Here is an 11,614-nt window from a genome sequence, read left to right on the forward strand (position 1 = left end):
CCTCACTTACCCTTCCTGTTCTTTGCGGCTGACTTCGGAGAAGCCAATGGCTTTGGAGAAGTGATTGGCTTCACGGCCACCCGCGGCTTGTTAGGCTCGTGCAGCTTGAAGAGCATTTTGTCTTGTTCCATGAGCCTAAGAGTGTTCGCAAAAACGGGGTCTTTCATTGCGCGCAAGCGATATTTCTTGACCTCTGAATATTTGTCTATTCCCCTCCAAATCAAGAGGGCGGCCAGCAGTAGTGACAAAGTGACCAAAGGATTTGCCACGCAAGCCTGAACAACTGCAAAAACGAACCCGCCAGCGGCCGATTCCGGAACTTGACTCTCGCCACCACCCATGGCCCCTCCGGCACCAAGAACAAGCAAACCGGCGAAGTCAACCAAATAGACCACCAGCTAGCCAAATTTGTTTCAACGAGCCTTAACAAGCGTTAAGTTCGTTGGTAAATACCAGATTTAGCTAGAAAATTCAAACTGAGACACTACCTGGACGTATCGCTGGTATACGGCCTGATCAATCTTGGCCGAGACTGGTGTTCTGGCTCGGAAGGCATCTGGGCCGCGTCGGGCAAGTGCCCGTGAACTTGGCGCCGATCCGAAATTCACGTCACGGTGATGCCGCAGACAGCAACCTTGCGCGCCATACTCAAGCAACCGGAGTTGCCATGAATGCGGTCCACTACTTGCTGATGATGGTTGATCTGGACAACCCCGCGAAGCCATTCGCTGCAAATCCGGCAACAAAACGCCCAAGTCCCATCGCGCGCGTAGCGCCGTCGGCGACGACTCCTGTCTGCAGCGCGTCCGCCACGCAAAGGCCAGCACGCGCGAAGCGACCGGCAAGCCAGCGCTAAGCCCGTTCGCGGCAGCGTTCTGCCGCCAGACATCGACGCGGCAGACAGATGACCAGCTGCCTACAACGTTGGCTCAAGCGCGCTGCTCGTGGGGTGCCTGTGCTCGGGCGGGTCTGAGCAAGTCCATCCTGGACGTGCAGACCCGCAATGAGTCCGGCACGCGTCCGGACTCATTGCCCGCGAATCCAGCAATTGCGGGCTTGTTTTTGGGTGGGCCAGCCATGGCCCGCATCGCCTCTGAACGTTTCAGAGGTTCGCTAGGTTTCGTTCCACATCGCGAATGGCATTGCGCACCCGCTGCGTGAACGCTGACTCATGGACACAACTCATCATCAACCGCTCGGTCGCGCGTGTCATCGCCACGTACAGTAGCCGCGCTTCCTCCTGTTCATCCTGATCGGCATTCGGCATCTGGCACAACCCCGGAATCAGCACCAAGGGAAACTCCAAGCCCTTGCTTGAATGCATACTGATCAGCTTGACCGTGCCGCCGCGTTCATAGAGACGCTGGCGATCGGCGCCTTGGGCCTGAACGTGGTCGATCCCTGCGCGTTCGAGCGCTTCGGCAATCCGGCTTGACTGGTACGCATACCGATACAGCACGGCGATCTGATCGGCCGCGAGGCCGGAAGCTTGCGCCTCGCGAATCGCCACGAGCATGCCAGCGATTTCGTCGCCGGTATTGTCGTAGCGCGATAGTGACGGGAACGGTCCGCGCCGCCCAGCGCTCTCCGGCGCGAGCAGCGGCGTGTCGCGGGTCGGGTCTTCGGCGCCTTCGAACACTTGCTCGGCAAACGATTTGGCCATCGCGAGCACTTCGATCGTGTTTCGGTAGTTCAACCGCAGAATGGTGGTACGACCCTGGGCCTGAATGCCGACGCTAGCCAACGTGAACTGGCGCTTCTGCTGATAGATCGATTGCGCGTCGTCGTAGAGCATCAGCAAATCATTCGTGCTCGGATCAAGCATTTGCACCACGAGCCGGAGCCAGTCCGGCGCAAAGTCATGTCCCTCGTCGATGAGCACTGCACGATATTGGCTGCGCGGAATTGCGCGCTGGTCAACGGCTTTGATCACCGCCTCGACGAGATCCTTGAAAAACGCTTCGCCCTGGCTGCTTGGTTTCGCGAGCCCATAGGCGTTCAACATGCTGAGGCACCAGGCATGAAAATTCAGCACCTGGACGCGCTCGTCGATACCGCGCTCGGCCAGTAGTTGCTGCAGACGCGACGCCAAGGTCTTGTTGTAGCACAGCACCAGAATCGGCTTGCCGGGCGTCGCGGCGAGCTGCTGCGCGCGAAAGCCCAGAATCATCGTCTTGCCGGAACCCGCCACACCATGAATCACCCGGTGGCCAGATCCGAGAGAGCGCGCGAGTGCTTCCTGCTGCAAGTCCATCACGCGCACGAGATCGGGAATCGCCATCGCGTGCGCCGCGTGCTCGACGTTCGCTGTCTCAAACAGGCCAAACTGTTCGCCGCCAACGCGCACTTCGGGAAACACATGCCACCGAACCCGACTGATTTGCGGCAAGGTCAGGTGGCACGGAAACGTTTGTGCAAACATGGCCCAGAGCCGCTCCTGAAATCGCTGCGGATCGGTGCTTTCGAGCATCTCGTCCTGACAGATCAGCAAATGCGCCGGCAGGATGGCATCGAGATCGTGTTGCGCCAATTGCTCGCGCCGGATATTTGGAAACACCACGCCGTATGCCCACGGAATCAGCAGCCGATTGCCATGCTGGTGGGTTGCGGGAAAACGCAATTCAGGATCCGACTCCAAAATGCGAGCGATACGTTCGGCATACTGGCGGGCCTGGGCGAGGGGATTCGCAGCCCGCGTCAAACCGCGTTCGGTCTTCAGGCTCACGCTGTGCTTGTCGAAGCTCTCAATGCTGTCGATTTTCCAGTCTTTGACTTCCAGTACGACGATGCCGCGATACGGGCTCAGCACCAGACAATCTGGCTCGATCTGCGCGGGCCCAATGGGGACGTTCAGCCAAACCAGATACTCATCGTCGAGTTTCTCCTCAAGGCGCAGCGCAAAACGCCGTTCGCCTGGTGTCTTGCGAGCCAGAAACTCGACTCGGTCTGGAAACATCCGGGCCATGCAGGTTCTCGTTGAGCCGTAACAGTCGAAACTTAGCAGCAAATGCCTGCGTTCTTGTGGGTTCAGACCCTGATCAACCCGCCGCGAACTGCAAACGCCGGGTTGCTAGGGCGGGTTACACTTGAAGGCGACCGGCGGATCGCCGGGACACGATCTTGCCCGGGAGGCTGCAATGGAGCGATTGATGGGGTGTGTCGTCCGGCGACCGAGGTCCTGGCACGGCGGGGCGGCTGATCGCCTGGTGCTGGGATCGGCGATGAAGCAGATTCGATCGCATTGGCCGAGGATGGTGGCACCATGACCCACCGTCTCGTTTGTATTGCGTCGCTGCTGGCGGGCCTGGTGCTGCTACCCCTGCCGCCGGCCACGGCGGCCGTATTGGAGTTGCAGCAATTCCAGCTGATCGATGGGACTGGCGCGCCACTTCGACCTGTGCAAAGGCTTGTTGCCGTCGATGGCCGGATCGTCGCGATCGATGACGCGGGTGCGGTCCCCGAGCAAATGCCGCATCAACCTTGGACCCGGATCGATCTCGGTGGCGCCGTGGTCATGCCGGGACTGATTGACACGCATGTGCATGTGGCGCGATTCCCGGAAACCCGCGCGCGGGCCAAACGCATCTTGATGGCCGGCATCCGCGGCGGCGTGACGGCGGTGCGTGATCTGGTGGGCGATGCGCGTGCGTTGTCAGATCTGGCGCGCGAGGTGGACACGGGCGAGTGGCTCGGTCCGACGATTGTCTACAGCGCACTGTTTGGGGGCCCTGACGTGTTCAAAGGCGGGCCAACCGCTCAGATGGCGCCCGGCATGACGCCAGGAACCGCAGCGTGGGCACGGCAGATCGACGCCGACACCGATTTTCGGGCGGTGTTGCTGGAGGCGCGTGGCACCGGGGCCCGCAATATCAAGATCTATGGGGACCTGCTGCCGGAGCAAGTCAATGCGCTGACTCGCGAGGGCCATGCGGCGGGCATGCTCGTGACCGCCCATGGCACGGTGTTTCCGACCAAGCCGAGCGAACTGGTCGCCGCCGGCGTCGACTCGCTGGCGCACGTGCCTTACTTGATTTGGGAAGCCGAGGACATTGTGCCGGACGACTACAGTGCCCGCATCCGTGGGCGTTGGACCGAGATTCCAGCAGATCATCCCAAGTTGCTGGCCTTGTATCGACAAATGGCGGCGCGACAGGTGAATCTCGATGCGACCCTGTTCGTCTATCGCAACATGCAGAACTACCCCGGCGCACCGAGTGCCGAGTGGGCCAAGCACGCGTTCATCTGGGGCGCCGAAGCGACGCGGCTCGCGCATCAGGCGGGCGTGCCGATCAGTACGGGGACCGATTGGTTCGAAGGCCTGAGCGAGGATGCGATGCCGAATACCCATCAGGAACTACAGTTGCTGGTCGAGCATGCGGGCTTCACGCCGATGGCGGCGATTGTCGCTGGCACGCGCAATGGCGCCCGTGCGATCGGCAAGGCAGACATCCTTGGCACGCTTGAAGTTGGCAAGCAACTCGATGCGCTCGTGCTCGACGCGAATCCTTTGGACGATATTCAGAACACCCAGGCGATTCGCCGGGTGATCGTGCGTGGTGAGCTGTTGTCGAATCGGCCTTGAGCGTGGCCTGTTCTATTGCGGAATCAGTTGGAATGCGTCGATAAGGCAACGTGCGATCACGTCGTTCTTGGCGTTTCGATGCATGACTGAAAAGGAGACGGGTCATGAGAACGCTGATCTTCGCAATGTTGCTGTCGACGCCGATTGCCCAATCGTATGCAGACGACAGCGCCGACAAGTTTTTTGCGAAAATGGAAGCCGAAGCGCTCAAGAAACTGGAGCGTGGTAATCCGAATCAAAAGATTGATGCCGCCAGCACGATGGAAGCCGAGAATGCGCCCAAGGCTGCTGTCGCGCTGGCGCCATTGTTGGCGCACAAGGACCGCGATATTCGGTTTGGTGCCGCCGACGCGCTGTGGACGCTGGCCGGCAAGGATGGCGATATCAGCGCCGCGATTCCGGCACTGAAGGCAATGCTCCTCGATTCCGATTCGGCCGTCGCGATGCAGGCGGCTGGTGCGCTGGCCAGCGCCGGGATTCCCGAAACGGAGTTGGCTGGCGCGCGGCGACGGGTCTTGTCGGGACCGCCGCAGTCGCACGACGTCCAGTTCCTCGCTGCACGCGGATTGATTGGCATCGATCCGTCCGCAGACGTTCTGCCGTATTTGCTGGCGTACTACTTCGATGCCGTGGAGGACGCCAAACTCGGTGGTTCCGACGATGCGGTTGAATTGGCGACCAACGCGATCGAACAGGTCGTGGTGCGGAACGAGCTCGATACCATCCCGGTGCTGGAAGAGGCGCTTTCCGCGACGCCAGCGGCCACCGGTTTCCTGTTGGAGCAACTAGCCCGGTTCGATCCGAAGCCCGCAGACTGGGTCGGGCTACTGCTCGAATACACCGATCAGGGCTACCGCGACACGCGCGCGACCGCGTTCGAGTTGCTTGGCAACGAAACCGAACCGGCGGCGCTGAGCCGCTGGCTGCCCAAGGCCGTGCCGCTGCTCGAAGATGCCCGCCTCCGCGAGATCGGTTTGGACGCATTGGATGATGCTGCTGGCAAGAGTGATCTCGGCTTGGACGCGCTGGCAGCATTGGCTGGAGATGCGGGCGCGAAACGCGAGCATCGGTTGCAGGCGATCGAGATTCTGTCTGACGCCGCGGACACCAGTCAGCACGATGGCGTCGCCGCCGTCAAGGCAACGGCTTACCCGATCTGGTATCGGTTGTGCGATTCGATCATCAATCAACAGTCGCCCGATGACGACGAATTCAAAGCCTGCCATGGTGACAGTAGTTGGCTGATTGCTGATGATGCGAAGCGCGCTCGGCAATGGGCGGATTGGTTGACGCACAATTCGAATGTCGAGACAAAATTGCTGTTCCTGGGGCAACTGGAGGGGATGTGGTCCCGCGCGGCACCGGCACTGCCAGCGGTGCATGCGGCACGCCAACATGCCGACCCACGCGTGGTCGCGGCGGCCGAGGCGGCACTCAATCGCATTGAACCGGCGTGGCGCGAACGCCGTGCACGGGCATCGGCGCCGGCACCAGTTGCCACGCCGAATCATGATGTCGAACGTCCAGCCACGGGCAGCGGTCGGTCCGGCAAACCCGCAGACGGCGCGGCGCTTTACGATGCGATCCGGACGAACAACCTCGCGGCGGTCAAGAAATTGGTGCGGGCCGACAACGTGGCGGTGCCCGTCCAGTTCGGCCAAATCCCGAATGCGCCGCTGCCGATTCAGGCGGCACTCAATTTCTGCGGGGTACCGCAGAGCGCACAGGCGTTGCCTTTGATCGTCGAATACCTGATATCGATCGGTGCGAACCCCGATGTTCCGAATGCCGACGGCATGTCGGCGTTGGACATGGCCAAATACGCGTGTCCGGAATCGATTATGCGGATCTTGGCGGGTGCGCCAGCGTCCTAGACAGCGCGCTTGCTGCAGGGTCCTGAGCAAAGGCTTTGCGAATCATTTCAAACTTCTTGCTGAACAGCGATGCCCCTGTGTCTAATGGCATGTCGTCCGGTTGGTTGAGGGTGTTACCTTCCGCTCACCATTCGACGATGTATCAGGACTCTCATGTCGCGGCCAAACCACGTCAGGCTTTTGCACGTATTGCTGATCAGTCAGATTGCCCTCGGCACTGCAGGCACTGTCTGGGCGCAAGGCGGCCCGCCTGGCGGCATGCCGCCGACGCCCGTTGAGGTCGCCAAACCGACTCGCGAAGCAGTGGTGGAAGCTGCCAGCGCCGTTGGTTCCCTTCGCGCCAATGAGGCCGTTGTGCTGCGCGCCGAGCTGCCCGGCCGGATCGAGTCGATCCATTTCGAAGAAGGCTCGCGCGTCAATAAGGGGGACCTCCTGTTCACGCTGGATGCCAGTCTGACCAAGGCCGAAGTCGCCGAGTGGGAAGCAACCGTTGCGCAGAGTCAGCGTGAAATGGACCGGGCCAACGACTTGGTTGCCAAGAAACTCGCGGCGCAGAATGATCTGGATGCCAAGCGCTCGCTGTTGGCGATCGATCAGGCACGCCTTGGCTCGGCGCGCACGCGTCTGGCGAAGTCACAGATTCGGGCACCGTTCTCCGGCATGGTTGGGCTGCGGCAGGTCAGCGTAGGTGAATACATCCAAAGCGCCGACGAGCTTGTGTCGCTCGTGCAAGTCGATCCGCTGAAGGTCGACTTTCGCGTGCCCGAATCGTTGGCAGCGCGTGTTGCCGCGGGGCTGGAAGTGGAAGTCGGGCTCGATGCGTATCCGGGCGAAGTGTTTACCGGCAAGGTCTATGCCGTGGACCCGCAAGTGGATGTCCAGACGCGGAGTGTGATGCTGCGGGCGACGCTGGCAAATCGCGAGGGCCGGCTGCGGCCCGGTCAGTTTGCGAACGTGCGCGTGGAGCTGGCCCGCCGCGCCGATTCGCTGACGATTCCTGAGCAGGCGCTCTGGCCGCAGGGTGGCAAGCAGTACGTCTATGTGATCGAAGCCGGCAAGGCGGCGCTGCAGGAAGTGCGCATCGGCAAGCGCAGTGCTGGCCGTGTGGAAGTGCTGTCCGGCCTATCGGCCGATGCCGACGTGATCATTGCGGGCCAGCTCAAAATTGGGCCGGGATCGCCCGTCGTACCGCTGAACCTCCGAGTGGCCAAGCCTTGATTGGAGACCGGGCATGAATATCTCCGAGCTGTGCATCCGCCGGCCAGTTTTCGCGACCGTCATCAATCTGCTGATCATCCTGATCGGCGTGGTGTGCTACACGCGCCTGCCAGTTCGGCAAACGCCGAAGATCGATACGCCAGTCGTCAATGTCAACACGTTCTATCCCGGTGCGAACGCAGCGGTCATTGAATCGCAGATCACCAAGCCGATCGAGGACGCGCTTGCCGGAATCGAGGGTGTGGACTTCATTCAGTCGAACTCGCGCGCCGAACAGAGCAATGTAACGGTGGTGTTCAATCTGGACCGGAGCCCTGACGGTGCGGCGTCCGACGTTCGCGACCGCGTCAACCAGGCCCGCGAATTTCTGCCGCTGGACGCACGCGAGCCCGTCGTACAAAAGCAGGAGGCGGATTCGCAACCGATCATCTGGCTGAGCTTCAACAGCGATCGGCACAGCCAATTGGAAGTCGCGGACTACGCGCGCCGTCTGGTCAAGGATCGCCTGCAAGCGATTCCGGGCGTCGCCGAAGCCCGCCTGTTTGCGGCGCAGTATTCCATGCGCATTTGGCTTGATGCGGATCGGCTCGCCGCCCAGGGCTTGACCCCAGATGATGTCGAGCGCGCGTTGCGCAATCAGAATGTGGAAATTCCGGCCGGACGGATTGAAAGCACCGAGCGCGAATTCACCGTGCTTGCCGAGACTGACCTCGGCACGCCTGAGCAGTTCATGAGCGTCGTGCTACGCGATGATCCTGGCTATCTGGTACGACTCGGCGACGTTGCGCGCATTGAACTCGGGCCGGACAACGATCGCTGGTTTGGTCGCTTCAATGGCAAGCCGGCCGTGCCGTTGGGCCTAGTCCGGCAATCCGTCGCGAACCCGCTGGACATCTCGAAAGGCGTCAAGGCGGCTTTGCCGGAAATACAACAGCAATTGCCGGAAGGCATGAGTGTCGAAATCGGCTACGACTCCACGATCTTCATCCAGGCCTCGTTGGACGCCGTCTATGAAGCCGTGATCGAAGCGGTTGCCCTGGTCGTGCTGGTGATCTTCCTGTTTCTTCGAAGCGCCCGGGCGACGATCATTCCGCTCGTGACGATTCCTGTGTCGCTGATCGGCGCGTGCGTGTTGATGTATGCGTTCGGGTTCTCGATCAACACCTTAACGCTGTTGGCGTTGGTGCTGGCCATCGGCCTGGTTGTCGACGACGCGATCGTGATGCTTGAGAACGTTCATCGCCACATTGAGCTCGGCAAGTCACGTTTTGCGGCGGCGATCGAAGGCGCGAAGGAAATCTCGTTCGCGATCATTGCGATGACCTTGACGCTCGCCGCGGTCTACCTGCCGGTCGCCTTCTCGGCCGGCGCGACGGGGCGCTTGTTTGTGGAGTTCGCTCTGACGCTTGCCGGCGCGGTCATCGTGTCGGGGTTCGTCGCGCTGACCTTGTCACCGATGATGTGCTCAAAGCTCCTGGCGGACTCGCACCAAACACAGGGCTGGTTTTACGAACTCGGCGAGCGCTGGTTGAATGCCTTGACCGATATCTACAAACGCTGGCTCGCAATGGCGCTGCGGACCCCGGGTCTGGTCGTCTCGGTGGCGACGGTGCTGGGACTGGGTGCCATTGCATTGTTCCTGGTCGTGCCGATGTCGCGTCTCCCGTCTGAACTGGCTCCCAAGGAAGATCCGGGCTTTGTGTTCACGTTTGGGATGGGGCCAGAAGGTGCGACCGTGCAGTACATGGATCGCTACGCGCGCATGATTGAGGCGGCCTATGCGGAAGTGCCGGAGATCGAGCGCTACTTCGTGTTCGTGGGTTGGCCGAGCGTGAACAATACGATGTCGTTCCCGCGCCTCAAAGACTGGAGCGAGCGCGACCGCAGTGCCGAAGAGGTGGCAGGTGAGCTGTTCGGCCGGTTTACGCAGATTCCCGGCATCATGGCGTTTCCGCAAGTCCCGGCGGCGCTCGGCGGCGGATTCAATAGTCGCGACTTCGAAATGGTCGTGCAAACGACCGAGAGCTACGAGCGCCTCGGCGAGATCATGGCGGCCATGAAGGCCGAATTGGGCAATGACCCGCGCTTTATCCAGCCGCGTGCCGATCTGGAAATGAACAAGCCCGAGCTCCGGGTCAACCTCAATCGCGACAAGACCGCGTCGGTGGGCGCCGATATTGCCACGGTGGGTCGGACGCTTGAGACGCTGATGGGCGGGCGCAATGTCACGCGATTTAAGCGAGGCTCTGAGCAGTACAACGTGATCGTGCAGTTGGACAAGGGCGAGCGGCAGACGCCCGATGCACTGACTGCCGTCTATGTACGCAGCCGCACGGGCGACATGGTGCAACTCTCCAATCTGCTCGACGTCAGCGAGACCGTTGCGCCGCGTGAACTGGCGCATTTCAACAAACTGCGTTCAGCGTCGATCAGTGCGAGCCTTGCGCCGGGGTTCGCACTCGGCGAAGCCATCACCGCAGCCGACGCGGCGCTGCGCAAGGTCGCCCGTGGTGAAGCGACCTATGATTTGTCCGGACAGTCGCGCGAATTTCGCAAGGTGCAAAGTAGTAGTCTGATGCTGTTTGGGCTGGCGCTCGCTTTTATTTATCTCGTGCTGGCCGCGCAGTTTGAGAGCTTTCTCGACCCAATGGTGATCCTGCTGTCCGTGCCACTCGCGATTGCTGGCGCGCTGCTGACGTTGAAACTGACGGGCGGTTCGATCAACGTGTACTCGCAGATCGGCTTGATCACGCTGGTCGGCTTGATCGCGAAACACGGCATCCTGATCGTGGAATTTTCGCACCAATTGCGCGACCGTGGGTTGTCCTTGCTCGATGCGACGATCGAAGCATCCAGTCTCCGGTTGCGTCCGATTTTGATGACGACGGCTGCCATGGCACTGGGTGCCTTGCCCCTGGCGCTGGCCGCGGGCGCCGGCGCGGAAGCGCGTCAGGATATCGGTTGGGTCATCGTCGGTGGCCTTAGCATCGGGACGTTGTTCACGTTGTTTGTCGTGCCGTCGTTTTATGTGCTGTTGGGTCGCTGGCGCCAGCGTGCCAGCGTGGGCGCGCGGGCTCATAGCGAACAACCGGCGCACTGAGTAGGGCGCCGGTTCGAATCCAGGTGGTTCTCAGGCCTTCGCGGTGCTCGCCTCAAGGTAACGCCGGCGTAGGCGACGATGCTGGATTGCAAACAGCAAGGAAGCGAGTTGCAGCAGAAACAGCACCATTCCGCCAGCAGTGGCGCGCAGCACAGAGGGGCCTGGTTCGTATGACAGGCTCAGCACGATGGACACCAGCGCGACGACCACATTGATCGCCCATTGCCATGTGTGCAGTTTGGTCGACGCGTGCTCGAACGCGTCGAGTCCGATCCGATTGGCCTGGTTCCAGGCATGCCGATAGAGCAGCGCAAAACACAGGGACATGGCACCGAACGACACTGCAAAGGTCAGGAACATGATTTGCAGGTCGGACGCATTCGCGATGCTGTAGGTGCTCGGCAACCAGCCGTTGCTGATCCAATAGAACAGGCTCGCGAACTGAACCCGCAGCGGGTAGACGAATATCAGCACCAGAAACACCAGCATGATGCTGAGCACGGTCATGCGCTGATCATCGAGCCCATAGCGTCGGCACCAGTTGTTGTGAGCCATCCAGAATTGCGTCAACAAGACAAAGCTCGCCGCAAACGCCGGAATGCCCTTCAGGGCCTCAATCAGCTCGGTACTGTTTTTCGGGATGTCATTGAATGAAATGACCAGCAACGTCATCACGAACGCGAAGGCTGCATCGACGAAGGTTTCGAGGCGGGTCTGGGTGTCCCCGCGGTTGAAAAAACCGTCTTCACGGCGGCTGGTTGCAGTGGTCATCGGCAGGCATCCGATTGTCTTGAGTCGCCGCAGGCTAGCCGCGCGATTGCGGGATCACAAGCGCCGCAG

The 11,614-nt window shown here is 60.9% G+C and carries 7 protein-coding genes; 4 read left to right on the forward strand and 3 right to left on the reverse strand.

Features of this window, described 5'->3' with window-relative positions; genetic code table 11:
- Window positions 1-2 precede the first annotated feature (2 nt).
- Entirely contained in the window at window positions 3-395 is a 393-nt protein-coding gene (locus tag C7S18_RS03000) for a hypothetical protein (protein ID WP_106890151.1), read from the reverse strand.
- Between the two features lie 707 nt (window positions 396-1,102).
- On the reverse strand, window positions 1,103-2,965 hold the full coding sequence (locus C7S18_RS03010) for a DEAD/DEAH box helicase (protein ID WP_106890153.1): 1,863 nt from the start codon (window positions 2,963-2,965) through the stop codon (window positions 1,103-1,105).
- A 297-nt stretch (window positions 2,966-3,262) separates the two neighbouring features.
- On the opposite strand from C7S18_RS03010, the gene C7S18_RS03015 reads away from it, so the two are divergent.
- The 4 genes from C7S18_RS03015 to C7S18_RS03030 all read left to right on the forward strand — a co-directional run bounded on the left by C7S18_RS03015 (window position 3,263) and on the right by C7S18_RS03030 (window position 10,774).
- Window positions 3,263-4,582 carry an amidohydrolase family protein gene (locus C7S18_RS03015; RefSeq protein WP_106890154.1) on the forward strand — a complete coding sequence of 440 codons (1,320 nt, stop codon included), beginning with the start codon at window positions 3,263-3,265 and terminating at the stop codon, window positions 4,580-4,582.
- A 104-nt stretch (window positions 4,583-4,686) separates the two neighbouring features.
- A complete protein-coding gene (locus C7S18_RS03020; RefSeq protein ID WP_106890155.1) occupies window positions 4,687-6,456 on the forward strand; it encodes an ankyrin repeat domain-containing protein in 1,770 nt (589 codons plus the stop codon).
- A 153-nt stretch (window positions 6,457-6,609) separates the two neighbouring features.
- Window positions 6,610-7,674 (forward strand): efflux RND transporter periplasmic adaptor subunit, encoded by a 1,065-nt coding sequence (locus C7S18_RS03025; RefSeq protein ID WP_106890156.1) that lies wholly within the window; start codon window positions 6,610-6,612, stop codon window positions 7,672-7,674.
- 13 nt (window positions 7,675-7,687) lie between these two features.
- Window positions 7,688-10,774 (forward strand): efflux RND transporter permease subunit, encoded by a 3,087-nt coding sequence (locus C7S18_RS03030; protein WP_106890157.1) that lies wholly within the window; start codon window positions 7,688-7,690, stop codon window positions 10,772-10,774.
- Between the two features lie 30 nt (window positions 10,775-10,804).
- Here the strand turns inward: C7S18_RS03030 and C7S18_RS03035 are convergent, their stop codons facing one another.
- The gene (locus C7S18_RS03035) at window positions 10,805-11,545 is read right to left on the reverse strand and encodes a TMEM175 family protein (protein ID WP_106890158.1); all 741 of its coding nucleotides are present in this window, start codon (window positions 11,543-11,545) and stop codon (window positions 10,805-10,807) included.
- Between the last annotated feature and the right edge of the window lie 69 nt (window positions 11,546-11,614).

It is taken from the genome of Ahniella affigens (genome assembly GCF_003015185.1).
GTDB lineage: Bacteria > Pseudomonadota > Gammaproteobacteria > Xanthomonadales > Ahniellaceae > Ahniella > Ahniella affigens.